20 protein-coding genes are annotated in these 25,558 nt (G+C 65.3%); 13 read left to right on the top strand and 7 right to left on the bottom strand.

Annotated features, from left to right (window positions below; all coding sequences use genetic code 11):
- The first annotated feature begins 177 nt into the window (after window positions 1-177).
- On the top strand, window positions 178-759 hold the full coding sequence (locus tag J7E83_RS01435; protein WP_251043277.1) for a GtrA family protein: 582 nt from the start codon (window positions 178-180) through the stop codon (window positions 757-759).
- A gap of 24 nt (window positions 760-783) precedes the next feature.
- On the opposite strand, the gene J7E83_RS01430 is transcribed toward J7E83_RS01435, so the two are convergent.
- On the bottom strand, window positions 784-1,482 hold the full coding sequence (locus J7E83_RS01430) for a TIGR03089 family protein (RefSeq protein ID WP_214958633.1): 699 nt from the start codon (window positions 1,480-1,482) through the stop codon (window positions 784-786).
- A gap of 400 nt (window positions 1,483-1,882) precedes the next feature.
- Between J7E83_RS01430 and J7E83_RS01425 the strand changes: the two genes are divergently transcribed.
- The 3 genes from J7E83_RS01425 to J7E83_RS01415 are packed head-to-tail and all read left to right on the top strand — an operon-like array spanning window position 1,883 to window position 7,447.
- The gene (locus J7E83_RS01425; RefSeq protein ID WP_214958632.1) at window positions 1,883-2,422 is read left to right on the top strand and encodes a WhiB family transcriptional regulator; all 540 of its coding nucleotides are present in this window, start codon (window positions 1,883-1,885) and stop codon (window positions 2,420-2,422) included.
- Window positions 2,423-2,451: 29 nt separating this feature from the next.
- Window positions 2,452-5,781, top strand: a complete 3,330-nt coding sequence (locus tag J7E83_RS01420; protein WP_214958803.1) for a glycosyltransferase — start codon at window positions 2,452-2,454, stop codon at window positions 5,779-5,781.
- Entirely contained in the window at window positions 5,774-7,447 is a 1,674-nt protein-coding gene (locus J7E83_RS01415) for a DUF5719 family protein (protein WP_251043276.1), read from the top strand. Before J7E83_RS01420 ends, J7E83_RS01415 begins: the two co-directional genes overlap by 8 nt.
- 87 nt (window positions 7,448-7,534) lie before the next feature.
- Here the strand turns inward: J7E83_RS01415 and J7E83_RS01410 are convergent, their stop codons facing one another.
- Window positions 7,535-8,050, bottom strand: a complete 516-nt coding sequence (locus J7E83_RS01410) for a metallopeptidase family protein (protein ID WP_214958631.1) — start codon at window positions 8,048-8,050, stop codon at window positions 7,535-7,537.
- Between the two features lie 118 nt (window positions 8,051-8,168).
- Here J7E83_RS01410 and J7E83_RS01405 point away from each other — a divergent pair, with 118 nt between their 5' ends.
- From J7E83_RS01405 to J7E83_RS01390, 4 genes are all read left to right on the top strand, one after another.
- Complete coding sequence (locus J7E83_RS01405; RefSeq protein WP_214958630.1) at window positions 8,169-8,558, top strand: DUF3499 domain-containing protein; 390 nt, start codon at window positions 8,169-8,171, stop codon at window positions 8,556-8,558.
- Between the two features lie 76 nt (window positions 8,559-8,634).
- A complete protein-coding gene (locus tag J7E83_RS01400; RefSeq protein ID WP_214958629.1) occupies window positions 8,635-8,886 on the top strand; it encodes a Trm112 family protein in 252 nt (83 codons plus the stop codon).
- Window positions 8,887-8,956: 70 nt separating this feature from the next.
- Window positions 8,957-10,441 (top strand): adenosylhomocysteinase, encoded by a 1,485-nt coding sequence (ahcY, locus tag J7E83_RS01395; RefSeq protein WP_214958628.1) that lies wholly within the window; start codon window positions 8,957-8,959, stop codon window positions 10,439-10,441.
- 63 nt (window positions 10,442-10,504) lie between these two features.
- On the top strand, window positions 10,505-11,767 hold the full coding sequence (locus J7E83_RS01390) for an Ig-like domain-containing protein (RefSeq protein ID WP_214958627.1): 1,263 nt from the start codon (window positions 10,505-10,507) through the stop codon (window positions 11,765-11,767).
- Window positions 11,768-11,789: 22 nt separating this feature from the next.
- Here the strand turns inward: J7E83_RS01390 and J7E83_RS01385 are convergent, their stop codons facing one another.
- Window positions 11,790-12,590: an RDD family protein gene (locus tag J7E83_RS01385; RefSeq protein ID WP_214958626.1), complete on the bottom strand. Its 801-nt coding sequence runs from the start codon at window positions 12,588-12,590 to the stop codon at window positions 11,790-11,792.
- Between the two features lie 72 nt (window positions 12,591-12,662).
- On the opposite strand from J7E83_RS01385, the gene J7E83_RS01380 reads away from it, so the two are divergent.
- Together J7E83_RS01380 and J7E83_RS01375 are read left to right on the top strand one after the other, a co-directional pair.
- Window positions 12,663-13,655: a stage II sporulation protein M gene (locus J7E83_RS01380; RefSeq protein ID WP_214958625.1), complete on the top strand. Its 993-nt coding sequence runs from the start codon at window positions 12,663-12,665 to the stop codon at window positions 13,653-13,655.
- Window positions 13,656-13,776: 121 nt separating this feature from the next.
- A complete protein-coding gene (locus tag J7E83_RS01375) occupies window positions 13,777-14,889 on the top strand; it encodes a TIGR01906 family membrane protein (protein ID WP_311379557.1) in 1,113 nt (370 codons plus the stop codon).
- Between the two features lie 12 nt (window positions 14,890-14,901).
- Here J7E83_RS01375 and J7E83_RS01370 read toward each other — a convergent pair whose 3' ends face one another.
- Window positions 14,902-16,629 carry a dolichyl-phosphate-mannose--protein mannosyltransferase gene (locus J7E83_RS01370; RefSeq protein WP_214958624.1) on the bottom strand — a complete coding sequence of 576 codons (1,728 nt, stop codon included), beginning with the start codon at window positions 16,627-16,629 and terminating at the stop codon, window positions 14,902-14,904.
- 46 nt (window positions 16,630-16,675) lie between these two features.
- Here J7E83_RS01370 and rsmI point away from each other — a divergent pair, with 46 nt between their 5' ends.
- Window positions 16,676-17,578 carry a 16S rRNA (cytidine(1402)-2'-O)-methyltransferase gene (rsmI, locus tag J7E83_RS01365; protein WP_214958623.1) on the top strand — a complete coding sequence of 301 codons (903 nt, stop codon included), beginning with the start codon at window positions 16,676-16,678 and terminating at the stop codon, window positions 17,576-17,578.
- Between the two features lie 217 nt (window positions 17,579-17,795).
- On the top strand, window positions 17,796-19,295 hold the full coding sequence (locus J7E83_RS01360; RefSeq protein WP_214958622.1) for an NAD-dependent succinate-semialdehyde dehydrogenase: 1,500 nt from the start codon (window positions 17,796-17,798) through the stop codon (window positions 19,293-19,295).
- Between the two features lie 41 nt (window positions 19,296-19,336).
- On the opposite strand, the gene J7E83_RS01355 is transcribed toward J7E83_RS01360, so the two are convergent.
- The 3 genes from J7E83_RS01355 to J7E83_RS01345 are packed head-to-tail and all read right to left on the bottom strand — an operon-like array spanning window position 19,337 to window position 24,465.
- Entirely contained in the window at window positions 19,337-21,895 is a 2,559-nt protein-coding gene (locus tag J7E83_RS01355; protein WP_311379552.1) for a DUF3488 and transglutaminase-like domain-containing protein, read from the bottom strand.
- Window positions 21,892-23,334, bottom strand: coding sequence for a DUF58 domain-containing protein (locus tag J7E83_RS01350; protein WP_214958621.1), 1,443 nt, complete (start codon window positions 23,332-23,334; stop codon window positions 21,892-21,894). The genes J7E83_RS01355 and J7E83_RS01350 overlap by 4 nt, the downstream gene beginning before the upstream one ends.
- 12 nt (window positions 23,335-23,346) lie before the next feature.
- A complete protein-coding gene (locus J7E83_RS01345; RefSeq protein WP_214958620.1) occupies window positions 23,347-24,465 on the bottom strand; it encodes a MoxR family ATPase in 1,119 nt (372 codons plus the stop codon).
- 166 nt (window positions 24,466-24,631) lie between these two features.
- Here J7E83_RS01345 and J7E83_RS01340 point away from each other — a divergent pair, with 166 nt between their 5' ends.
- Entirely contained in the window at window positions 24,632-25,540 is a 909-nt protein-coding gene (locus J7E83_RS01340) for a TatD family hydrolase (protein ID WP_214958619.1), read from the top strand.
- Window positions 25,541-25,558 lie beyond the last annotated feature (18 nt).

The following is a 25,558-nucleotide window of genomic DNA, read 5'->3' as shown; positions in this document are numbered from 1 at the left end:
AAAGCTCACGCGTTCCCTGCTTTCGCCCGCCATCCGGGCCGTTTTTCCGGTAGTCCGGCCCCTTACTTCCCGGTTTATGGGGCTGGAGTACAGGGAGTCCATGGGCTGGTCCACAGAAATCAGGGCTAAAATGGCCTGTGGCCGTGTGGCCCACAACTCGTACGGCCATGGAGGGTCATGTTTAGCGCACTTGCAGATCGTATCCGGGGGCTTGCCTCACTTTTTTGGCGTGAGGTGGCCAAATTCGGAGCCGTGGGCGGTGTGGCTTTTGTCATCGACTCTGCCGTTTACATTTGGCTGTTCACCGGGCCCATGCACGGCAGCGAAGTCTGGGCCAAGGCCCTGGCCACCGTCGTGGCCAGCATTTTCTCGTGGGTGGCCAATCGGTTCTGGACCTTCCGCCACCGGAAGCAGGCCAATGTGGTTCGCGAGGCGGTCCTGTTCGCCGTGATGAACCTGGTGGGGCTCCTCATCGCTTCAGGCTGCGTCTGGTTCGCGAAGTACATCCTGGACCTCAACGACAAGCCTTCGCTGTTTGTTGCCGGCAGCGTGGTGGGCCTTGTGCTTGGCACCATTTTCAGGTTCTTCGCTTACCGGTTCTGGGTTTTCAACGAGGAGCTGGACCAGGAACCGGAGTTCTCCCACGACCACGAGCTCATCGAGCTCCATCACCATCACCCAGCCGCAACAGCGGGCCAGGACGTGCGGTCGCCTGAAGGTGCGCGCGAAGGTGCACCGGAAGGCCCCGGTCGCCCGTAGCGTTCAAGGCTTAGCGTTCAAGGCTTAGTCGCCATGGATCCGTTCAGCGGCGAGGAGTTTGTCCGTCAGTTGGACGTCGGGGTGGGCAAGGACCACTGAACCGCCGCTTTGCCAGGCGCCCAGTGAGTCGGACAGGGCCGCTTCCAGGCCGTCTGCCGCGGGGACAAGGAGCCGGACTCCTTCCTCGTGGGACGCAGCGAACCCATCCAGCAGTTCCTCGTGGAGGTGCTGCTGGCCATCACGGCCGGTCACGGCACAGGTGGTTGCGGCAGGCTCGGCGTGGGCCATAAACACGTCGCCATGGGAGCGCACTTCGGAGGCATAGTCAATCGCGCCGGCCGGCAGATCTCCAGGCCACCGCATGGCGAGGGCAGGCAGCGCAACCGCAATGACGGCGTCGTAGTCTCCTTCCGTGGAGCCGGGCTGATCAGTGACAAGAAAATCCGCCTCGCCGCCGTCGAGAACTGTTTCCATGCCCACCTGCCAGGCAGCAAGGGCCCAGATCAACGATTTCCAGTGGACGGGCAAGTCAAGGCGCACCCGCATCCCTGGTTCGGCATCCAGTTCGTCCTGCAGTAGGTTGCTGGTCTTAGCCACCCAGTTGTCCAGCACCCTGCCAGAGAGCTCCACCCGCTCAGCCTCGGGCCCGTACCAGGTTAAGCGGGGCGATGTGGAGTGGCCGGAGCGCAGGGTTGTCATCAGTTCGATCGCCGGGATGCTCATGGCTACATCTTGCCACGGTGGCCGCCGGCGGTCACCGGCATCCATCGCTCACAGGGGGCCGCCCTGAGACTCCATGGCTTCACGAAAACCTTGTGATTCTAGTCACAGACTTTTCTCCTTTCGCTTGCCTTATAGTCACCGGGGCTGTAGTTTCCCCCGCTATCCGTAGGTTTCGGCGGCGACGACCAGAGTTCGGCTGGCCGGAATGCGGGGGCCGCGGAAAAATATTCGGGCGTGGCGTGCCCCTGTTGGCCGGAGAAGTTGATTATTATTCCGGCCACGGCTTGACTCACCGCTAGTTACACGCGTGTAATTAGACATCGAAGGCCATTGCGCAGAACCGGCACACAACCGAGCGTCGAAGTATTCAGGCAAGGGCTGCAACATCAGGAGGGTCGCATTGGGGCACGTAGAGCGTATCCATGAAGATGCTGTCGTTGCCGGACAGGCAACAGCAAAATACCGTGCACGGGGAGTGCCCAGCGACTGGTACGTGGATCCCGCGGATCCTGACGCTGCGGAGCGGTACAACCGCAACAAGGACTCCCTCCAGGATCAGGCTACGGCTTTCCTCGCGGCGCACGAAGCCCTCCTTGATGGCGGACATGATCCGGACGAGGACGACCTGGATCCGCCCATGGAACTGCAGACCCGCAACGCCGGGACCTCCCAGCCGGTGTGGATCGGGTTGCCTTTCGGGCAGGACTTTAACGACGAGGGCGAACTCGGCTGGCAGACTGACGCGCTGTGCGCACAAACAGATCCGGAAGCCTTCTTCCCCGAAAAGGGCGGATCGACGCGCGATGCCAAGAAGGTGTGCGGGGCGTGCAACGTGCGGTCACAATGCCTTGAGTACGCGCTGGCAAACGACGAACGGTTCGGCATCTGGGGAGGCCTTTCCGAGCGCGAGCGCCGGCGGCTAAGGAAGCGAGCGATCTGATTCTTCAGGAAGTGCACGTTACTGCCGTTGTGGTATCCCACAACGGCAGTGGCTATCTCCCCAGAACCTTGGCTGCTTTGGCCGGCCAGACCCGGCCGGCCGACTCTGTCATCGGTATTGACACCGGATCCCGTGACCATTCCGCGGTCCTCCTTGAGCAGGCTCTCGGCCCAGCGAACGTCATCAACGTCGCGCACGGCAAAGGCGGTATGGGAGGCGCTGTCCGCGCCGGTCTTGACGCGCTTGCGCCTTGGACCGGTCAATCCGAGCTTGCCGTCTCCGAGTGGATCTGGCTTATCCATGACGATGCCGCCCCTGCCCCGGAGGCTCTCGCTGAGCTTTTGGGCGCAGTCGAGCGCGCACCCTCTGTGACCGTCGCCGGCTGCAAGCAGCTGGACTGGCACGCCGGACGCCGGCTCATCGATGTCGGCCTCTCCACCAGCGGCTGGGCCGAACGCCTCACCCTGATAGATGCCGATGAGCTTGACCAGGGTCAATACGACGGCCGCAGTGACACATTCGCCGTGAATTCAGCTGGCATGCTGGTCCGCAGGGACGTCTGGGAGCACCTGCAGGGCTTTGACCCGGCCCTGCCCGGGACTGGCGACGACGTCGATTTCTGCTGGCGAAACCGACTGGCCGGACACCGGGTGGTGGTGGTGCCCACGGCGCGGATGTTCCATGTTGCGCACCGGCCCCATGCCTTGGGCAGCGCCTCGGCAGCCCGGAAGGCGCAGGTCCATCTCCGGCTCAAGCACGCGCCACTATGGAAGGTTCCGCTCCATGCCGTGGGGGCGCTGCTGGGCAGTATCTTCAAACTCGTGCTCAGCATCGCGGTCAAGGATCCCGGGCATGGCTTCACCCAGTTGGTTGCCACCTTCGCGGCTCTGGGGCGTCCCGCGGCCGTGGCGAGGGCCAGGCGCGCAGCCGCGAGGACGCGGCGGATCCGGCGCTCCGTGATCAGGAAGTTGCAGACCCCCAGGCGCGATGTCTGGAACCACCGCCGGTCGCTGATCGAAGCGCTGGGGGCCGATGACTCGTCCGATGACTTGGAGCAGGATCCCCTCGCAGACCAGCCCAGCGGCGATTCGGCCGATGACTTCGCGGCCCTGACGACCACCGAGCGGGGTTGGGTGGGGAACGGTGCGCTGGCTGCCCTCCTCATCGCCTCCGTTGCCTCCCTCCTCGGGCTCTCCGGATTGTTCCGGGCCGAGGCAGTGTCCGGCGGTGCCCTCATCCCGGTCTCGTCAACGCTCGGTGAAATCTGGCACCATGCCTCCAGCTGGTGGATCAGCCTGGGTGCCGGGCTTCCCGGTCGCGGAGACCCGTTTGGCTATGTGCTGTGGATCTTAGGCCTCGTCGGAGGAGGCGACGCCAACAGCGCCATGGCCTGGCTGCTCCTGCTTGCTGCGCCACTGGCCGCGCTTACGGCCTGGTTCGCAGCAGGGGCGCTGACCGTGCGGCGCCGTTTGCGCTTGGTCGCCGCTCTGTTCTGGGCTGCGGCACCCGCATTGCAGGTTTCGCTGAACCAGGGCCGCGTGGGGGCAATGCTGGCCCACATCATGCTTCCCCTTCTGGTACTGGCGCTGCTGCGGGCTACGGGGACCGCGGTGGGCCACGGCAGGTTTGTGCTGCCTTCCCCCGCAGACCGGAGATCTGCCGATAAGCCGCCGGCCAGGCCGGGAATCAACGGCATGCCGTCCTGGACCGCGGCTGCAGCTGCCGGCCTGGCCCTGGCTGTTGTCTGCGCCTCGGCGCCATCGCTACTGATCCCTTCGGCTGTCATCATCGTCCTGTGCGGAGTCACGCTTGGCCGCCGTGGCCGAACGGTGTGGTGGGCGCTACTTCCCGCGGCAGCGCTGTTCATCCCCTTTACGCTGTCCGTTCTCGACAGGCCGCGTGCGGTACTTGCCGATCCCGGCGTTCCGCTCGGGTTCGACGCCGCGCCGCTGTGGCAGCAAATGTTGGGCCGGCCCCTTCCCTTCACCCCCGACGGCGGCCTGGCGGGCCTGCCGTATTTCAGCGGCCAGCCAGTACCCTGGGCCCTCCTGCTGGCGCTGCTGGTGGGGGTTCCCGTGTTGCTCCTCGCAGCCGTGGCCCTCTTTATCCCCGGCAAACGGATCCGGACCGCACGGGCCCTCTGGGTCGCCGCGCTGATCATCCTCACGGGCAGTTGGCTGGCCGGTCATGTTGCCACCGGCGCAAGCGCGGATACGTTGGTGACGCCCTTCACCGGACCTGCGGTCTCCGCCGCCGGATTCGCCCTGCTCGGAGCCGGTCTCATCGGTGCCGAACGGTTGCTCGGCTTCGCGGACCGTGCCTCCTCCACAAGCTCGCGGCGGAACGTTCTGCTTCGTTCCGCCGTCGCACTGTCCATGGTCCTCCTGCTGGCCGGGCCTTTGGCCGGTATGGCCGCCTGGTCCGCGCAGAATCTGTTACGTTCAGCCGTCGCGGACCCTCCGGCGCAGGCAGCGGGCCAGGAAGCACTCGGCACGCCCCGGCTGGTTCAGGCCGGCGGCAGCCGGACCCTCCCTGCCACGGCCATTGACCGCGGAACCGGACCTGAGCAGACCCGCACCCTGATCATCACCACGAGGGAAAACGGGACCTTTGACGCGGCCCTGATGCGCGGCGCCGGAACCACACTGGACAGCCTGTCTGCCATTGCAGCCGCCCGGAACATCCTGGGGGAACCGGGAAATGAAACGGTCAGGGAGGATGACGACGCAACGTCCGCCATCCGTACTGTCGTTGCCACCCTGGTAGCTGGGCAGGGCGTTGACCCCAGGCCCGAGCTTGAACAGCTGGGCATTGGGTTTGTCGTCCTTCGCTCGGCTGACACCGCCGCCCAGCTGACTGCCAGCAGGATGGACGCCGTGCCCGGGCTCGTCGCCGTGGGGCTGACGGATGTCGGCTGGCTTTGGCGGATAACGCCCCTGAAGCAGCCGGTGCTCCAGGCCGCCGACGTGGCCCATCGTGTACGGATAGTCGATGGCAAGGGAGCTCCGGTCGCGCTGCTCCCGTCAGGATATGACGACGTCGACACAGCGGTTCCGGCGGGATCGGACGGACGGCTGGTTGTGCTTGCCGAACGGGCCGATCCCGGCTGGACCGCTTGGCTTGACGGCCGGAAGCTCACAGCCACAACGTCCGGCTGGGCCCAGGCATTCACCTTGCCACCCTCCGCCGGCCAGTTGACCATCCGCTACGAAAACCCATGGGCGCTGTGGTCCGGAATCGTGCAGGTAACCGTAATCGCACTCACGGTCATGCTCGCGATCCCGATGCCTGCCCGCAGGCCCAATACAGGCCTGTCAAGGGACGAGGGCTCCTTGCGTAAGGAACACCAGAATGCATAAGGACACCGCCCGCACTGATGAGTCCCAGATCGATGGAACTCAGACGGACGCTGGAGACACGGATGCCCGGGCAAAGAACCGTCCGGCAGGACGCACGGCCGCGCGCAGGGGGGTCTTCACGGGCCTCCTGTCGGCTGTGGCGATCCTGGCTGCCGCCGGGGGAGTGGCGATTGCTGGATCGCTTGCACCGCAGCCGCTTGGAAACCGCAGCATCCAGCCCGCGCTGGCCGCAGTGCCGGCGGGCTCCAGCGTGGGCGTTTGTCCCGGGCCCGCCAGGCTGCTTGAAGGCACCGAGGCAGGAACTGATCCCCAATTCAGTCCTGTGTCCGCGACGGCCGCCAGCGCCGTCACGGGCGCCGTCCTAAGCGCCGCCGGTGGCACCTTGCCGGGCAGCCGGCTGTCTGCACTGGACGGCACAACCGCCGTCGAAATCGCCAAGGACAACGGCCAGCAAAGCGCGGCTGCCGGTCCGCAGGAGATGCTTGCCGGGGTGGTCGCAGGGCAAGCCGTAAACGGCGTCAGCGTCCTGAGGGCCGATCCCCAGTCGAACCAGAAACCCTCTGCTGCCGCCCTGATGGAATACAAAGCCACCGACGGGGACCTGCAGGGTTCGGCGGCCGCCAATTGCCAGCAGCCGTCCAACGACCTGTGGCTCGCCGGTGCCAGCACCACGGTGGGACGGACCTCGGTCCTGGTCCTCAGCAACGCTTCCAGTACCCCGGCCACCGTCAGCCTGGAACTCTTTGGAAGCAAAGGCCAGGTCCAGGCTCCCGGAAGCCGGGGTCTGCTGGTTGCCCCGGGGACCACCCGGTCCGTTGTCCTGGCCGGCCTGGCACCAGCAGAGGCCCAGCTCAGTGTCCATGTGCGCAGCACGGGCGGTCCGGTTGCTGCAACCATCCAACAGAGCGTCCTGCGGGGACTCACGGCCGGCGGCGTTGACTTCATCGCGCCCGGGACAGGCCCGGCCGCTCGCCAGGTGATGACCGGAGTGGATATCCAGGATGCCGGCGGTATCGCTGCAATGACCGGACAGAAAGGCTTTGCGGATGCCGGTCCTGCTCTCCAGCTGACCGTCCCGGGGCCCTCGGACGCTGTAGTGGAGGTCAAAATGTTCGGACGGGCAGGCCAGGAGGCCCTTCCTGGCGGCGGTGTGGTCACGGCAAAGGCAGGGGCGGTGACTGAGATTTCCCTCGCCGGAGTTCCAGCAGGCCACTACACGGTTTCCGCGAGCTCTGACGTGTCATTTGTGGCTGCGGCACGGGTCACGCGCGGAGTTAAGAGTGACGGGCCTTCCGACGTCGCCTGGTCCGCATCCGGCGGCAGGTTGGGCAGCCAGCATGTGGTGCCGGTGCCGCAGGGCGGGGAACGCATCCTGGTATTCGGTGCACTGGACAGCCGGGCCACCATCTCGTATGCAGCCATCACCGCGGATGGCAAGATCCACCCCGCTGCATCAGCGGACATCGCGGGGGAAACCACCACGTCCATCACAGTGCCGGAAAAGGTAGATGAGTCAGTGGTGGTGGGGTACGTGGTGTCCGCTTCCGGCGACGCCGCCTACGGCGCCTTGCTCCTTGAGCAAGGCGGACGGGAGGACATCTCGTCACTTGCATTCATGCCCGCGGCTTCAGGCCAGGAGAAGGTCCCCGTCACGCTGGGTTACTGAGTCCCGGCATTACCGAGGCGCTGGGTTGGTGGGGCTCCGGGTTATAGAGCAGTTCGTGCTCGAGATGTGAATACCGCTGCAACTGCGTCAGTAACGGCGCCTGTAGACCGGATCCAGCGTTTCCGGCGCCACGCCGAGCATCTCGGCGGTGTGTTCCACGACAACGTCATGGACGAGGTCCTGCAGTTCCTCGCGGCTGGCGCAGCCCTGTTCCACTACCCTGCGGTACAAGGTGATGACCGGTCCTTCGTCGGCGGTTGCCGGGGTGTAGGAACCCATCGGAGCCGCCTGGGCATCGGCCACGAGCTGTTCCAGCTGCGGCGGAATTTCGTCGACGGCAAACCGTACGCCGTCCAGTGTCTTGCCCCAGATATCGTGCAGGCGCTGTGCGGAGTCCAGCACCATGTCGTCAAAGCGGTCTGAGCGGGTGCGGTAGCCGGGATGCGTCGGCAGCATCAGTTCGCCACGCAGGCCACGGCCGTGCCGGTTGCGGCGGCGCATCGCAAAGCTTTTGCCCAACGTGCCCGAACCGGTGCCGTCACTGGGGACACCCGGGTCAGCCAACCGGACCGAAAAAGCTGAATCGTGGTTCGATGACTGCATACATTGACTCTAAACCCGGCGGAAGATTTACGCGACACAATCCACGTACACACAGTGGCGCGGCGTAAGGCGGGCAAATACGCCGAACCTGAAGGGACACCGAGTAGTCTGGGATGTCGTGGGAGCTATCCGTGAATGTTCAAGGTCAGCCTGCCGCCAGTCGGCGGTGGCTACCCTGACGTACGTCTATGCCGATTCCACAGCCGTGCTGGGGCCCCTGGCCACTTACGCTGAGCCGCATTGTTACGATTTGTGCGAGCAGCATGCCGGGTCCCTGACCGTGCCGCGGGGGTGGGAGGTCCTGCGCCTTGCCCTGCCGACCACACCCCAGCAGCCAGGGCCTGATGACCTCCTTGCCCTCGCCAACGCAGTGCGTGAAGCGGCCGCCCTTCCCGCGGACGCCCAGCCCTCGCAGACCCAGCGCTCCGTCCACTCAGTCCTGGAAGCGCCCGCAGGGACCGAAGGCACCCGTCGCGGCCACCTGCGCGTCCTGCGTGAACCGTCCTGAGGCCCTCTGGCGGTAGGCTGGAAGCTGCTAATAAGTCAGCCACCGGCGCAATCGCGCCCGTCAGGGAGCATCATCCATGCCAAAGATCAGTCCTGAACTGTTGTCCGTCCTGCGGTGCCCCGTGACCGGCTCGCCCCTGGTCCAGGAGGGCGACGAACTCGTCTCGACGGCGGCAGGGGAGTCGGGCGTCCCACTGCGCTACGCGATCGAGGACGGCATACCACTGCTCCTGCCTCCGGAACTGCTGCAGGCTGCCAACGCTGCCAGCTCTGCCGAGCACGACCCAGCCCAGCACGACGCTGTTGCCCGTCCGGCCGAAACCGCCTGAGCGCTACCTCCACGACTTACCGCCGACGTTTAATGACGTCGCCTCCATCGGACAGAGCAAAGGATTACCCATGACTTTTGATTACAAGGTCGCCGACATCTCGCTGGCAGAGGCTGGCCGCCACCAGATCCGTCTAGCCGAACACGAGATGCCAGGCCTGATGTCCCTCCGTGCGGAATTCGGCCCAACCCAGCCGCTCAAGGGCGCTCGTATCGCCGGTTCGCTGCACATGACGGTGCAGACCGCAGTGCTCATTGAAACCCTCACGGCCCTTGGAGCCGAGGTCCGCTGGGCCTCCTGCAACATTTTCTCGACCCAGGACGAAGCGGCCGCCGCCGTCGTTGTCGGCAAGGGAACCATCGAAGATCCCCAGGGTGTGCCGGTGTTCGCCTGGAAGGGTGAGTCGCTGGAAGAGTACTGGTGGACGGCCGAGCAGATCCTTACCTGGCCGGGTGCCGCGACCAATCCGGAGCTTGGTCCCAACATGATCCTGGACGACGGCGGAGACGCCACGATGCTGGTCCATAAGGGTGTCGAATTCGAGGCCGCAGGGGCAGTCCCCGCAACAGACGAGGCGGACTCCGAGGAATACGCGATATTTCTGGAAGTCCTGCGCAAGTCCATCGCGCAGGACCCGCAGAAGTGGACCCGAGCCGCCCGCAGCATCAAGGGCGTGAGCGAGGAAACCACCACAGGCGTGCACCGCCTTTACCAATTGGCCGAGCAGAGGAAACTCCTGTTCCCTGCCATCAACGTCAACGATTCCGTGACCAAAAGCAAGTTCGACAACAAGTACGGTATCCGCCACTCCCTGCCAGACGGACTGAACCGGGCCACCGACGTCCTGATGGGAGGAAAAGTCGCGGTGGTCTGCGGCTACGGCGACGTTGGCAAGGGCGCGGCAGAGGCCCTGCGCGGACAGGGATCACGTGTCATCGTCACGGAGATTGATCCCATCTGCGCCCTGCAGGCCGCCATGGACGGCTACCAGGTCGCCAAACTTGAGTCAGTGCTCGCACAGGGCGACATCTTTATCACCACCACTGGCAACAAGGACGTCATCATGGCCGAGCATATGGCCGCGATGAAGAACAAGGCCATCGTGGGCAACATCGGCCATTTCGACAACGAAATCGACATGGCCGGCTTGGCGAGGATCCCCGGGATCCGGAAGGTGGAGATCAAGCCGCAAGTCCATGAATGGGTATTCGACGGGGACGCCGCGAAAGGCCCCGGGCGGTCCATCATCGTCCTTTCCGAAGGCCGCCTCCTGAACTTGGGCAACGCAACGGGCCACCCCTCCTTCGTGATGAGCAACTCGTTTGCCAACCAGACCATCGCGCAGATCGAGCTGTGGACCAAGAAAGACCAGCCCGACGGCGACCGCGAGTACGGCAACCAGGTGTACGTGCTTCCCAAGATCCTGGACGAAAAAGTGGCCAGGCTGCACCTCGATGCCTTGGGTGTTGAGCTCACTGAGTTGTCCAAGGATCAGGCGGATTACCTCGATATCGACGTGGCCGGCCCGTACAAGCCGGAGCACTATCGTTATTGAGGCGTGACGCCCCAGGACCCAGGCCGGTGCGGGGCGCCCTGCAGCAAGGCTTAAGATCATTGCATGGAGTTTGAGTCTAAGCCCGGGTCAACGTCCGGGCCAGCACCGCGCCGCAGGGGAACTTTCAAGAAGATTGCCCTCCTGGCCGCGGTCTGCATCCTTGCTGCCGGCGGTGGCGTGTTCGCTGCCGTCGCCCCCGGGTTTGCGCGCGGGTCCATGGAGTCGGAAGCAGGGTCTGCCGTCCGTTCGGCCCCCGGTGTGGCGTCTCCGGTAGTTGCGCCAGTCAAGCTGGACGTCTCGCCGGCGGACGGCGCAAAGCAGGTCAACCCGGCGGCGCCGGTATCGCTCACAGTGGCGAACGGCAAGATTGAACGTGTGACCCTCACCAGCATGGCCGGGGAAGCGGTTCAAGGTGCCTTCGGTGCAGACGGCACCACCTGGTCGGCGGCCGGCCCGTTGAAGTTCAACGCGGACTACAGCTTCACTTACGTCGTAACGGACGGCGCGGCGCGTGAAACCAGCACCACGCGCAAATTCAGCACCGTTTCCAGCACCCACGAAGCAGACGCCGCCATCTACCCCCTTGACGGCATGAAGGTGGGAGTTGCCCAGCCGCTACAGGTCATCTTCAGCGAACCCGTGGTGAACCGGGCCGCGGTGGAAAATGCCATCAAGATCACCTCCACCTCCGGCCAGACGGGTGCCTTCCACTGGTTCAGCGACACCATGGTCCGCTACCGTCCGGAGGCATTCTGGGCGGCAAACTCCACCGTTACCATGGACATGCAGCTTTTCGGCGTTGACCTCGGCAACGGACAGATCGCCAACTTCAACAAGAAAGTCAACGTCCACATCGGGGACAAACGGGTGGCCGTTGCCGACGCCGCGGCGCACACCTTTACCCTGAGCGTCAATGACCAGGTGGTCAAGACAGTCCCTGTCAGCATGGGGTCCACACGCTTTCCCTCGGCCCGCGGCTACCTGGTGCTGATGGACAAACACCGGTACGACCACTTCGTGGCCGACAGTATCGGGCTCAAGCCAGGTGACCCTGCCTACTATGGCGAAGTGGACGTGCAGTACACCATCCGTCTCACCTTGAGCGGGGCCTATATCCACCAAGCGCTGGACTCTGCGTTCCCCTACATCGGGAACACGAATGTCTCGCACGGCTGCATCGGCTTCGCCCCGGACGGGGCGGCCTGGGTCTTCGACGCCATGACCACAGGTGACGTTGTTCAGGTCATCAATACCGAGGGCGACTACGCCGCCTATGACGACGGCTACGGCGACTGGAACATCCCCTGGGCTCAGTACGACAACTAGAGACCGGGCACGACAACTAGCGTCAGGATCCGAACGGCAGGCGGTCCAGCCGTTCACCCGTTGCGGAATTACGGCGGCGGGCATGCTGTAGCCTCGTCAGTTCGCGGTTGCGCCGCTCCGCGATGACAGCCGCCAGATAGTCGTCCGGGGTCGTTCCCGGCGGCGGGGGCGGTGCCACATGCCGGGCGAGCTCGGAGGCAATGGAGTTGGCCATTCCCGCCCGCGACAGCGGAGACATCCGGCTCGCCTGTCGAATGAACTGGGAGGCCTGACGGGCTGTCGTATCAGGAATCCGCCCGATGTCCGCGGCCGCTGCCCATGGCCGCAGCCGCGGCGGGACAAAAACCGGCACCGCAGCTTCGACCGGCACGCGGGAGCGCAGCGCGTACGTTCCGGCGAGGATGTCGCCCAGCCGCTTGGACCTGTCGTTGAAAAGAGCCACTGCAATGGCCAGGCCGCCGAGGGTGAGGTAAATTTCCAGGAAGCCCGTCAGCCCACGGATCACGGCATGCCGGAAGCGAATGGCCCCGCCGTCGTCACGGACAACCCGCAGCCCGGCCGCCAGTTTTCCAAGCGAGAGCCCCCTGCTCAGGGTCTCTACGGCCACCGGGATGATCACGAAACAGAACACGATACTGACCAGCGCCAGGGCGCGTGCAGCGGCGTCATCAAGTTCCGGGCCGGCAGCGGCAAGGCCTATCAGGACCAGCACCAGCAGCACGACGTTGACCAGGACATCCAGCAGAAGGCCTAAGGCGCGGGCGGCGAAAGACGCGGGGCGCAGTTCCAGGACAACGGCCTCGCCCGTGACGATTGAACTCAAGGCAGGTTCCCATTCCTCGCGATTCATCCTGCGGACGCTCACAGTCTAGTGGGGTGCGGCTAGGCTGATGCCGTGGATATGGATGCCTTCTCCGCAGTGAACGCGGACAAATGGTCCAGGTTGCGTGAACTCGCCTTCAAACGGCGGCTCAGCGGCCCGGACGCCGACGAACTGCTCCGGCTGTACCAGGCGACATCAGCGCATCTGTCTCTCATCAGGTCGCTCGAACCGGAAAGCGGCCTGTCCGCGTCGCTGTCAGCTACCCTCGCGCAGGCGAGGACCCGCTTCACGGGTGCCCGATCGAATTTCACGGCGGACCTGGCGCGCTTTTTCGTGGTCGCGCTGCCGGCTGCGCTGTACCGGCTGACTTGGCTGACGCTGGCTTGTGGAACCGTGTTCATCCTGGTCGGCAGCGCTTATGCGTTGTGGATAGGCAGCTCCCCGGATGCCCTGCGCTCCCTGGCTTCCGATTCCTCCGTCAGGCAGTACGTGGAGGAGGACTTCATCGGCTATTACTCGGAAAACCCGGCGGCGTCCTTTGCAGGTGCGGTGTGGACTAACAATGCGTGGATCAGCGCGCAGGCGGTCGCCCTGGGCATCACGGGGATATGGGTGCCCATGATCCTGTTTAGCAACGCCAAGGGCGTGGGGATCGCTGCCGGGATCTTCGCTGCGACAGGCAAATCTGATGTTTTTTACAGTTACATCCTGCCGCATGGGCTGATGGAATTGACCGCAGTATTCATTGCCTGCGCTGCCGGATTGCGGATCTTCTGGGCCATGGTCTCGCCCGGTGCGCGCACCAGGGGCCGGGCCGTGGCCGAGGAAGGCAGATCCCTGATCACCGTGGCACTGGGGCTGGTACTCGTGTTGTTCGTCTCGGGTCTCGTTGAAGGATTCGTCACGCCCAGCCCGCTCCCGGTGTGGGCGAAAATCGGCATTGGCTCCATCGTGCTCGCTGTGTATTGGCTCTATGTCCTGGTCTGGGGCAGACGTGCCTACCTGGCCGGTGCCCGCGGGGACCTTGGCGCCGGGGACGCCGGTTACACCGAAATAGCTGCCTGAATCCGAAGCCTCGGGTGTGGCACCTCGCCGTCCCCGAGGGCCGGACGGTAGGCTCGTCAACAGATACTTGGCGCTGCCGGACTTGAGCCGGGGCGCGGACCCCAACGGAAGTGACGCTGCAGTGAACGACAATTCTTCGACACCTGCCAAACGCGCGGAACCGCAGCCGGATCCCGACCAGGACAACCCGGCGGACACGGAAGAGCCCGCGTTCGCCTGGATGAACGCCACCAGCAGCTCCGGCAGCCCCCGCGCCTCACAGGGAGCCGCCCCTTCCGACGCAGTGTCCGATGCAGACTCTGCCACGCTCCAGCAGTCTGAAAGCCGGGCCGACCGGAAAGCGGCGGAGGCCGCCGTCGAACCTTCCGGCGCCTCTGAACCTTCCGGCACCACCGGACTTGGCAGCGCTCCCGGACCTGCCAGGCATGGAAGTAAGCCGTTCAACGAGCCGCTCCCCACGTCGGCTTTGCAGGTACGTCCCCCACAGGAGGAAGTGGAGCGGCGCAATGCCCAGCGTGAAAGTGCTGCGAACGCCAAGCCAATCGCCCCGCGCATCATGCAGATCCTCCTGGCCGTGTTCTATCCGGTCATCCTGTTGGTGCTGGCGGTCCGGGCGGTGACCAGCCCGCTGTTTCTCTGGGCGGAATACACCCGGCCCGGATTTCCCGGTGACGGCTATGGCTTCAGCACCGATGACAGGATGACCTACGGCTCGTACTCCGTTGACTACCTGAGCAACTGGGCAGGGCCTCGCTACCTCGGCGAACTGGTCAACCGCAGTGGCGACAAGCTCTTCAAGGATGGCGAAGTCAGCCACATGGCGGACGTGAAGTCTGTGATCCTGTCCACCTTCGGCGCCGGTGCGGTCCTGATCCTGTTAAGCATCGTGGCCATCGTTTACCTTCACCGCCGCAGCACGGGCGGAGTGCGCCGGGGACTGTTCGCAGGTTCCATCGTTACCCTGGTGGTCATCCTGGGCCTGGGCACGCTGGCTGTTCTGGGCTGGCAGCAGTTCTTCACGGACTTCCACCATATTTTCTTCGCCAACGGGACATGGACGTTCTCCTTGGACGACACGCTCATCAGGCTGTTCCCGGGGCAGTTCTGGGTTGACGCGGGAATCGTCATCGGCGCGCTGGTGTTCCTTGCCTCAGTGCTGACACTGATCCTCACGTGGCCCACGCGCCGCCGGCGGGGTCTGGTTATCGACCGTACGGCCGTGCCCGCGGTCTGATGCCGTCCTGGCCTAGATCCACGATGGCATCCACATCCGGTATCGCCAGTCCTGGTAGGGGATGACTTCGGCGGTCCATACCGGGTAGAAGAAGGCGGACAGCAGGACCGCGCCGGCCACGAAAAGCACCACGAGGTAGAGCCCGGAGCGCCGGCGCCAGGGCGGATCAGTATCCCGGCCCAGGACAAGGCCCAGGCAATACACCAGGGCCAGGACCAGGAATGGTTCAAAGGACACGGCGTAGAAGTAGAACATGGTGCGTTCGGGGTACATGAACCACGGCAGGTAGCCGGCGCCCACGGCCGCCAGCACCGCCCCGGCCCGCCAGTCCCGGCGCCCGGCCCACCAGAAGAGGAGCACCACCAGGGAGATCGCTGCGCTCCACCAGACGATCGGGTTTCCCACTGAGAGGATGGCAGACGTGCAGTTGGCTACGTTGCAGCCCGGGGTTCCCTGCTGCGGCGATTCGTAGAAGAACGAGGTCGGCCTGCCCATCACCAGCCAAGTCCACGCGCTGGCCTTGTAAGGGTGGTCCGCGCTGAGCCCCTGATGGAAGTTGTACGCCTCAAGATGGTAGTGGGCCAGGGAGCGCAGAGAATTTGGCAGCCACCCCCACTCGGCCGAGGGGTTGCTTTCGGCCCAGTGGCGGAAGTAGGCACCGTCCGAACGGAACCAGCCCGTCCAACTTGCCATGTACACCAACGCGGCCACCGGCACGATGCTCAGGAAGGCCGGTAGCCCGTCCTTGATGATGCCGCCACTGGTCCAGCCTCGGATGCCCGCGACGCGGCGGGCGCTGAGATCCCACAGGACAGTGAGGAGCCCGAACCCGGCGAGGAAGAACAGCCCGGACCATTTGGTACCCACGGCAAGGCCAAGGCAGACACCCGCCGCAATCCGCCACCACCGGACGCCGAGCCACGGGCCGGCCAGCAGTTGTCTGGGGGAGGGTCGCCCGTCCTTGGCTGCAGCCGCCTGCCGGCCCAGCCGGACGGCGAGCCGGCGGCGCCCGTCGTCGCGATCCATGAGCAGTGCGCCGAACGCAGCCAGGATCCAGAACATCAGGAAGATATCCAGCAGCGACGTCCGGGACATCACCACATGATGGCCGTCAACGGCCAGCAGCAGGCCTGCAGCGGCGGCGAGCGGAAGCGAACGGAAGAGTTTCTGCGCGATGAGGGTGAGCAGGAGAATGGACACAGTGCCCGCCAGCGCCGCAGCGAAACGCCAGCCAAACGGATTGTCGGCGCCGAAGAGCCACATGCCGCCGGCGATCATCCACTTGCCCACTGGAGGGTGGACCACGTATTCGGGCGTGTTCAAGAGGACGGCCGGATTCCCGGCGTTGAAGGAGTCGTTGGCCTTGTCGGGCCAGCTCCGTTCATAACCGCTGATAAGGAACGAATACGCATCTTTGACGTAATAGGTCTCGTCAAAGACCAGGCTGTGCGGTGTGTCCAGTCTGACGAAGCGGAGAATTCCGCCTATCACCGTGGTCAGGACGGGCACCAGCCAGAACCACAGCCGCAACGACGGCGGATAGTCGCGCCAGCTGCGGATGCAACCGACAAGCCGCTCCTGGAGGGCTTCGGCGGAGAAAGCCTGGTCCGGGCGGCTGATCCAGGGCCGGCTGCCAAGGCTGCCTCCTTGGGCTGCCGTTTCCCGTGAGCCGGGGGATGCGGCCGGGGCGGCTTGGCCGGCCTCGGCAGGCCGCGTGGAGGTCTGCGTCACGTGCCCCATGCTACCTTTTGCAACTGGTACCGCCTGCCAGCAGTAGGCTGGTGGCGTGGAACCTAACCCGAGCACTTCCCCCGATTCCGGCGCAACAAACTCCTCCAGTGCAACAGGATCTTCCGGCCCCGGCCGGATTGTGCTGGCGGCTACACCGATCGGGAACACCGGGGATGCGTCCGCCCGCCTTATTGAATTGCTGGCCACTGCGGACATTGTGGCAGCGGAAGACACCCGGCGCCTGCATCGGCTGGTTCAAAGCCTGGGAGTAACCGTAGGCGGCCGCGTGATCAGCTACCACGAGCACAACGAGGCCACCAAGACGGCGGAACTGCTGGACCAGGTGCGGACCGGCAAAACGATGGTCATGGTCACCGACGCCGGCATGCCCTCAGTTTCGGACCCCGGCTTCCGGCTGGTGGAGGGCGCCGTGGCTGCCGGGCTCACTGTGACGGCGGTCCCCGGCCCGTCGGCTGTGCTGACTGCCCTCGCCTTGTCCGGCCTGCCCACCGACCGGTTCTGTTTCGAAGGATTCCTTCCGCGCAAAGCAGGGGAGCGGGCAGCGCGTCTCGCGGATCTCGCCGCGGAGCGCCGGACGATGGTGTTTTTCGAAGCGCCACACCGCCTTGAATCAATGCTGCGGGCACTGCGGGAGCGCTTCGGCACGGACCGGAGGATCGCAGTTTGCCGTGAACTGACCAAGACCTACGAGGAGGTCATCCGGGGGTCCGTGGGTGACCTGCTGCTATGGGCAGAAGGCAACGAGGTCCGAGGGGAGATCGCAGTGGTCCTCGGCGGTGCACCCGAGCAGGCCCCCGGCACGCCGGAAGACCATGTCGCGGCGGTGAATGACTTGGTATCACAGGGAATCCGGCTCAAGGAAGCGGTGGCCGCCGTCGCGGAAGACGTCCGCGTGAGCAAGCGTGAGCTCTACTCGGCGGTGCTGGCGGCGCGCTGAAATCAGCGTTGACTCACCTCTGAAAACCGTGGGACAAACCGTCCGCAAGACCCCCGCCGTTACTGTGCAGCTGCACAAAGGTCCCGGGATTCCGTAGTGCGTCCAGGCGTAGACCCTGAGCGGGTGCGGCAGTAGTCTGGCAGTTAATCAGCCACTTGGCGGACCATTCGGTCCACGACACGAGGCTGCAATTAACCTTACTGACGAGGGAGTCATCGTGACTGTCACTGCACTGCCAGCTGTTACCGCAGAGCGCGAGAGCGAACTGCTGGCCTCCGTTCCCACCGGCCTGCTGATCAACGGCGAGTGGCGGCCCGCTGCTTCGGGGAAGACCTTCGAGGTTGAGGACCCAGCGACGGGCAAGGTCCTGTTGAGCCTTGCCGACGCCGGCCCGGAAGATGGCGCTGCTGCTCTCGACGCCGCCGCCGCCGCGCAGGAGTCCTGGGCGAAGGTCCCGCCGCGTGAGCGCGGGGAGATCCTGCGCCGGGCGTTTGAGCTGGTTACGGGGCGGGCCGAGGATTTCGCGCTCCTGATGACCCTCGAGATGGGCAAACCGCTGGCCGAAGCCCGCGGTGAGGTCACTTACGGCGCCGAGTTCCTGCGCTGGTTTTCCGAGGAAGCCGTCCGCGCCTTCGGCCGCTACTCCGTGTCCCCGGACGGGAAGTCACGGCTGCTCGTGACAAAGAAGCCGGTTGGCCCCTGCCTCCTGATTACGCCGTGGAACTTCCCGCTGGCGATGGCCACCCGCAAGATCGCCCCGGCCGTGGCCGCTGGCTGCACCATGGTCCTTAAGTCCGCGAACCTGACGCCCCTGACCTCGCAGCTCTTCGCAGCGGTGATGATGGAGGCGGGGCTGCCCGCCGGTGTCCTGAACGTCATCCCCACCTCCACCGCCGGCGCCACCACGGGCCCGCTGATCAAGGATTCGCGTCTCCGCAAGCTGTCCTTCACCGGTTCAACCGAGGTGGGCCGGCGCCTGCTGTCGGACGCCTCGGAGACCGTCCTGCGGACCTCGATGGAACTCGGCGGCAACGCCCCTTTCGTCGTGTTCGAGGATGCCGACCTTGACGCCGCCGTCGCCGGCGCGATGCTGGCGAAGCTGCGGAACATGGGAGAGGCCTGCACCGCCGCCAACCGTTTCGTCGTCCATGAGTCCGTGGCAGAAGAGTTCGCGGAGAAGTTCGCCGCGAAAATGGCGGCAATGACCACCGCCCGTGGCACGGAGGAAAACTCCAAGGTGGGGCCGCTGATCGATGCCAAGAGCCGGGACAAGGTCCACGAACTCGTCTCCGACGCCGTGGCCTCCGGCGCGCGGGCCGTCCTGGGCGGCGCACCCGTGGACGGGCCGGGCTACTTCTACCAGCCAACCATCCTCGCCGGCGTGGCCGAGGGCACCCGCATCCTGTCCGAGGAAATCTTCGGCCCCGTCGCCCCGATCACCACCTTCACCAACGAGGAGGAGGCCATCAGGCTGGCCAACAATACGGAGTACGGGCTGGTGGCCTACGTCTTCACCAAGGACCTCAACCGGGGACTGCGGATGGGCGAGAGGCTCGAGACCGGCATGCTGGGCCTCAACGCCGGCGTGATCTCCAACGCTGCCGCACCGTTCGGCGGCGTCAAGCAGTCCGGCCTGGGGCGCGAGGGCGGACTCGAAGGCATTGAGGAATACCTCTACACCCAGTACATCGGCATCGCCGACCCGTACGCTGGCTGACCGCAGCAAGGGGTCCATCACTGCTGGCCCCTAACATCAGGCTAGCCTTCACTCAAGTGCCGTAACCCGTTGAGCCCTTTGGACCACGCCCGCGCGGCGGCTTGCGCCGTACGCCGGGACTGCCGGCCCAGCGCCCTTAACGGTGCGGTCAGGATCCGTCCCCACCGGCCCATGATCGACGGCGGAAGCCAGTCGGCACGGAGCCGCCGGGACAGCGGGACATTGCCCCGCAAAGACTGTTGCACCGCTGCGATCCGGAGGGCCATGCTTTCTTCCCCGCCGGAGGCGACAGCTGGAGCCTGCCGGCCTGTCGCCGGACCAGCTGCTGCCCCGTCACTTGCTGTCCCACCGGCCGGCGGTGCATCCTGCCGGGAAGGCGGGCCATACTTCCGGCGTTCGAACTCGGCGGTGAGCGACCTCACAGCCTGGTGCCCGGCGTCGTCAATTCCGCGGGCTTCGCCTAGGAGCGACGAGCTGCGGAGCCGCTCGGAGTACCTTCGCGGCGTCTCGCTGGGGCCCGGCGGGAGTCCGTAGTCGGCGCCAAGGTCCAGGAGTTCGGACCAGGCCGGCGGAACCGGGTCGCTGGCGCCAGGGTCCCGGCGTCTCAGCCTCCTGGCACGCACACCCACCCGGACCAGTCGGGGGGATGCCGCAACAAGCATCAGGCCAAGGAAGCCTGCCGTCCCCAGCAGCCAAGGCAGCAGCTGGGACGGCCCTGCGGCGCTGCCGCCGCCGGCGCCAGGCACGGGGAGCGGCGTAGTGCTCGGTGCCGGACTCGCGGAAGCTGCGTCCGACAGGAACAGGTCGTCGTTGTTTTGAATTGCTGTGGAATCCGGCGCGGACAACTCGGTAGCGTAGTCCGGAACCACGCCCCGTGAAGGCGTGGGTTCAAAAGGAACCCAGCCGAGGCCCTGGAAATAGAGCTCCGGCCACGCGTGCGCGTCCCGGGCATCTACCTCAAACTCCTTGAGAGCTCCCTGCCCGGCTACCGTGACGGTAGCTCCGGTCAGCCTGCCCGGTGCGTAGCCGACCGCGATCCTGCTGGGGATGCCTTCGAGCCGCGCCATCACTGCCATGGCAGACGCGTAATGGATGCAGTACCCGCTTTTTTGTGTCAGGAAGTCCGCGAGTACCGACAGGCCGTTGCCGTCATAGCCGCCCTGGACGGGGGACTGGAGGGAATAGCTGAATTCAGCAGATCGCAGATATCTCTGGATGGCCATTGCCTTCGCATAGGACGTCCCGCTGGTGCTGGTCACCGAATCGGCGGTGGTCCGGACGATATCCGGCATGTTGCCTGGAATCCTGGTGAAGTCCTCGGAGATGCCGCGCACCGCCCCGGAGGAACGCGCGAGGAGCGCTGCCGTGAGCTTGGGGACGGACGACACCACGATGTACTGCTGGCTCCTTGAATTGGTGTCAGTTGCCTTGATGCTCAGGGTCGCCGGGTCCCAGGTCCAGCGGCCGTTGAGCCCGCCCACGGATTCGGGCGCGTAAGGCGCCGGAAGATAGGGACTCGTGAAGGTTCCGGTGTCCACCGCCGTGACCTGGCGGAGCTGTTCCTCGGCGAGGATCTCGTAACCGGTCTCGATCTGTCCCGCCAGGGGTAACCGTGTCCCGTCTCGGTCGTCCGGGCCCCAGGAGTCGCCGTCGAAATTGTCCACAGTGACTGACCGCAGGTACAGCGGAGTGGCAGCGTTTGTGGCGTAGGTGATCCGTCCGCTCCCTGATGGAGTGCGCAGGCTGTTACCCAGCGTGATCATGGGATTAAGGCCCGTGGATGTACCCCAAGGATTCATCCGTGAGCCCTGCGGAAATGTTCCCTGGTCAAAGCCCGGAATGGCCAGGGGAACAATGAGGGTGGCAACGAGCGCTACTGCCCCGGTCAGTACAGCACGCTTCAGCTGGCCGGGGTTGCGGGCGGTGTCCGCGGGGGTCCGGGCATCGGGAGTAAACCATTGGCTGCACGCGAGGATCAGCAAGTAGCCGGCCACGGTGGCGCTGAAGCCCCAGAAGCCAGCACTCTGCGGCTTAACCATCGCGGGAACCACAAGGATGGCCAGGAGTCCCACCCCTGTGGTTGCAGGCATGCCCAGTGGGACAGCCAGGGCATCGACCAGGATCACGGCGAGGCCCAGTACGGCGCACGTCACCATCACTATCCCTGCGTTCGGGGCTACCGGTGCGCTTTCCGCCAGTACCGTCTCGCTGGCACGGCGGATGAAACGCTGCAGGTCCTCGATGGTAGTCCCGGAGGGGATGAACCCGGCGATGCTGGAACCGCGGAAGAAGGTGAAGGTCAGGATGGCTGCGAGGGAGGCGAAACCTCCGGCGGTGACCATCAGGGGCTGAGCCCTGACGGCGCGCAGGGCAGCCATGACCAGGCAGACGACCAAGACGGTGGTCAGGACCGGAAAGTACCATGCCCAGCCCCTGAGGACCCCGTTGAGGGACAGCGCGGCGCCGCATACGGACAGTGCGATGGCCCCGGCCATGGCCCACGGGTACGCCCCCACCCGCCCGCGGCTGGCCGCCAATTCAGTGCCGACGGTAGGTTCAGGCTGTGTCCGGGACGCATTCCGTTCAGGTGCAAGTGTCACCGCGCCACCCCCGCACCACGCCGGACGTCAGCCGCAGCCGCGGCCAGGGCCGGTCCGCCCTGGTCAAAGTGGCTCCACGCCGTGGGGACGGAAACGGACGGTGCCACCGCGACGGCACGCCAGCCGCCCTGCCGCAGCGCCTCCAGCACATCCTCGAATTCCGAAGGCCGCTCGGCAACAATAATGGCGAAGGCGTTGGCTCCGTAGCCGGCCGCCGGAGCAAGCGCGGTGGCTTCAGCCAGCGGGATCTGGCCGAGGACGGCGATGAGTGGCCCGCGCATGCGGTGCGCCGAGAGCTTGTCCATCAGGTGGTCGTCGAACGGCGCGGGACCGGAGTCCTGCGCACCGCCGTGCTCCCGGCCGGAACCACTGGCGTCCCTGTGGCCGGAGCCGCGGCGCCCATGATGCGGTCCCGAGAGCTGGATGGCCGCAAGGCTTTCTGCAATTGACTGCAGCCCTCCCGTGCCCGAGTACTCCTCGGTCTCAGGTTCCGGCGCCGACGGCGACCGCAGGAAAGCAGCATCGCCGCGGACATCCAGCAGGCGCAGTGCATAGTTGCGCTCCGCCAGGTGGGCACTGATGGACATGGTGGCCACCACGGCCCACTCAAAGTCGTCGCTGCTGACCATCTCGTGGCCATCCGCCCCTGCGTATCCACCGAAGCCGGACGCGGACCCGCCGGAAAATGCCATGAACCTCTGGTCCAGGATGATGGTGGCTTCAGGCGTAGTCACGGATTCTTCCTGCCGGACCATCAGCGCACCGTGCCGGGCGGTCGCAGCCCAGTGGACCCTGCGCATAGGGTCGCCGTGGCGGTATTCCCGGGTCATGACGTCGTCGTCGCTGGGGTTTGCCCGGATCCTGGTGGCTGTGACGCCGTCGTTGCCGCGCGCTCCGGCGAGGCCCGTGACGGGGAGCTCGACGGCGGCCGGTGTGACGGTGAGCACATCGCCGTCGTCGATGGCCTGGCGATGCAGGGCGAGCCCGAAGGGGTCCGTGAACTCTGCCGTTACCGGGCCGATGACGAACTGGCCGCGTTTTGCCGAGCGCAGCTGGTATTCATACCTGCTGGTGCCGCCGGTGGCCGACCGTGCCGGGAACCGGAACGCCGGAGATTCCCCGAACCGTGGGGGAAGCCGCTCCTCCATCGCCGCCCGGCCCGCACCATTCCCGGTCCTTGCCACCGCCAGCCGCACGCTGGTGGCAGATGACGTTTCCACAGGTGACGGGTTGAACTCGCGAAAAACGCGGAAGCGGGGCTTGACAAGCCGGATTCCGGCCAACGAAACCAGGGGAAGGGCGATGAGAAGGACGCTCAGGCTTAGCAGGTCCCGCCGGCCCATGACCTGGGCCAGCAGAAGGGACACAGCGCCGGCAGCGAGGAGTCCCCAACCACGTTGGCTGAAGATGTGCCTAGGCAGCCGGTCCAGGAGCGCCATGGGGTTTCTTGCCTAGTGGTTCCCGCGCAGCCGGGAAGCGGGAGGCGTCCGGGGTGCAGACCGGGCAGGGGCATCCGCCAGGTCCTGGCTCACTGGAAGCCTTGACAGGATGCCGTGGAGCACGCTGCGCGGGGTCTCACCTGCGCTGCTAGCCTTGCGGTCCAGGATGATCCTGTGGGCCAGCACGGATTCGGCCACATTGGAGACGTCGTCCGGGAGCACGAAGTCGCGTCCGTCAAGTGCCGCGGTGGCTTTCGCGGCGCGGAGCAGCTGAAGCATGGAGCGTGGACTGGCGCCCAGACGGAGCAGGGGGCTTTGACGCGTGGCCCTGCCCACGGACACTGTGTACTCCTTGACTGCCTGTGACACGTAAATCTGCTGGACCGTGGCAATCATTGCGGCGACGTCGGCCGCTGTGACCACCGCTGAGACCTTGGCCAGAGGCGACGTTGCCTGGTGGGTCTCCAGCATTTCGATTTCCGAGTCTCTATCCGGATAGCCCATGGAAATCCGTGCCATGAAACGGTCACGCTGGGCCTCGGGGAGCGGATACGTGCCTTCCATCTCGATGGGGTTCTGGGTGGCCACCACCATGAAGGGCTCGTCAAGCTTGTAGGAGTTGCCGTCCACCGTAACTTGGTGCTCCTCCATGCACTCAAGCAGGGCTGACTGCGTCTTGGCCGAGGCACGGTTGATTTCATCCCCGATGACGATGTTGGCAAACACCGCGCCTGGACGGAACTCGAACAACCGGGATGACTGGTTGTAGATGGAAACGCCCGTGACATCGGACGGCAGCAGATCTGGGGTGAACTGAATGCGGCTGACCGTGCAGTCGATGGTCTTTGCCAACGTCTTGGCCAGGAGGGTCTTGCCCACGCCGGGTACGTCTTCGAGCAGCAGGTGGCCCTGTGCCAGCAGGACGGTCAGGGCCAGCCGGGCTGCTTCCGATTTTCCGTCTATCACGGTGTTGACCGCGTCCAGGATGCGCTGGCTGGCCGAATGGAATGATGCTGCGTCCATGGCCGGCGCCTTGTGCCCGTTCAACTGGCTGACCGGTTCCGTGACCTCGGCGAAGTTGCGGCTGGCAGGTTCAATTTCATTGACGGCGGTACGTCGCTGGGTATCCATCGGCAACCTTTCAGCCCGGGTATCACCTGGGACGGGACAGCAGGCCTGCCTTCGCCCGTCGGTGGGCGTTCGCATACTGTTCGTAACCAGACTACTAACACAACTGCCATGCCTGACAGAGAGTTCCAGTAATTCTGCGGGCATCCGCCGAAGCTAGGCTAGGGGGATGTGCAATTCGCTGATTCCCGCCGCCTATCGCGATTCGCGGACGGAGGGCACTGCCGTAGCCGGGCGTCCGGGACAGCGGGATTTTCCGCCTGCGCCCGAGCCGTTGCCGGTACCCGTGATGGACAACCACACGCACCTCGACTTCCCCGACGGCGAGGCGCCGGTGGGAGTGGCCGCGGCGCTTGACGCAGCCCAGGCCGTGGGGGTCCAGGGAGCTGTACAGGTGGGTTGCGACCTGGCATCCTCGCGTTTCACTGTCGAGGCCGTTGGCCTGGACCGCCGTTTGCTGGGAGCCGTGGCTCTTCATCCCAATGACGCCCCGGAGTACGCCTTACGCGGAGAGCTGGACGACGCGTTGGCGGAGATTGAGCAGCTGGCCGCCCATCCCAGGATCCGTGCCATCGGCGAGACCGGGCTGGACTTCTTCCGCACAGAAGGGGAGGGCCTGCTAGCCCAGCGGTACTCTTTTCGGCGGCACATTGACATTGCCAAGCGGCTGGACCTGACCCTGCAGATACATGACAGGGACGCCCACGAGGACGTTGTGAAGGTACTGCGCGAAGAAGGGGCGCCCGAACGGGTGGTTTTCCACTGCTTCTCAGGCGATGAGGAACTCGCGAAGATCTGCAATGAGGCGGGCTGGAACATGTCCTTCGCCGGGACGCTGACCTTCAGGAATGCTGCGAACCTGCGTGCGGCGCTCTCAATGGCGGACCCTGACCTCGTGCTGGTCGAAACCGACGCGCCTTTCCTGACGCCCCACCCGCACCGGGGGCGCCCCAATGCCAGCTACATGGTGCCGTATACCGTGCGCGCCATGGCCGAATTGACAGGCACGGACCTGGCGGAGCTGTGCAGCAGGATCAGTGAGAATACCGTGAAGGCATACGGTTCCTGGGACTCCTGAGGGGCGTGAGGCCAGGCC

It is taken from the genome of Arthrobacter sp. ISL-48, from assembly GCF_018613805.1.
Classification (GTDB): Bacteria; Actinomycetota; Actinomycetes; order Actinomycetales; family Micrococcaceae; genus Arthrobacter.
The sequence above is the reverse complement of the archived record's forward strand: the minus strand, read 5'-3'. Positions and strand labels throughout refer to the sequence as shown.

What these genes read in the sequence shown, in the direction of transcription:
- J7E83_RS01435 (WP_251043277.1), top strand. Translation starts at nt 178, where the DNA reads ATGTTTAGCGCACTTGCAGATCGTATCCGGGGGCTTGCCTCACTTTTT.
- J7E83_RS01430 (WP_214958633.1), bottom strand. Translation starts at nt 1,482, where the DNA reads ATGAGCATCCCGGCGATCGAACTGATGACAACCCTGCGCTCCGGCCAC.
- J7E83_RS01415 (WP_251043276.1), top strand. Translation starts at nt 5,774, where the DNA reads ATGCATAAGGACACCGCCCGCACTGATGAGTCCCAGATCGATGGAACT.
- J7E83_RS01410 (WP_214958631.1), bottom strand. Translation starts at nt 8,050, where the DNA reads ATGCAGTCATCGAACCACGATTCAGCTTTTTCGGTCCGGTTGGCTGAC.
- J7E83_RS01400 (WP_214958629.1), top strand. Translation starts at nt 8,635, where the DNA reads ATGCCAAAGATCAGTCCTGAACTGTTGTCCGTCCTGCGGTGCCCCGTG.
- ahcY (WP_214958628.1), top strand. Translation starts at nt 8,957, where the DNA reads ATGACTTTTGATTACAAGGTCGCCGACATCTCGCTGGCAGAGGCTGGC.
- J7E83_RS01390 (WP_214958627.1), top strand. Translation starts at nt 10,505, where the DNA reads ATGGAGTTTGAGTCTAAGCCCGGGTCAACGTCCGGGCCAGCACCGCGC.
- J7E83_RS01370 (WP_214958624.1), bottom strand. Translation starts at nt 16,629, where the DNA reads ATGGGGCACGTGACGCAGACCTCCACGCGGCCTGCCGAGGCCGGCCAA.
- J7E83_RS01350 (WP_214958621.1), bottom strand. Translation starts at nt 23,334, where the DNA reads ATGGCGCTCCTGGACCGGCTGCCTAGGCACATCTTCAGCCAACGTGGT.
- J7E83_RS01345 (WP_214958620.1), bottom strand. Translation starts at nt 24,465, where the DNA reads ATGGATACCCAGCGACGTACCGCCGTCAATGAAATTGAACCTGCCAGC.
- J7E83_RS01340 (WP_214958619.1), top strand. Translation starts at nt 24,632, where the DNA reads ATGTGCAATTCGCTGATTCCCGCCGCCTATCGCGATTCGCGGACGGAG.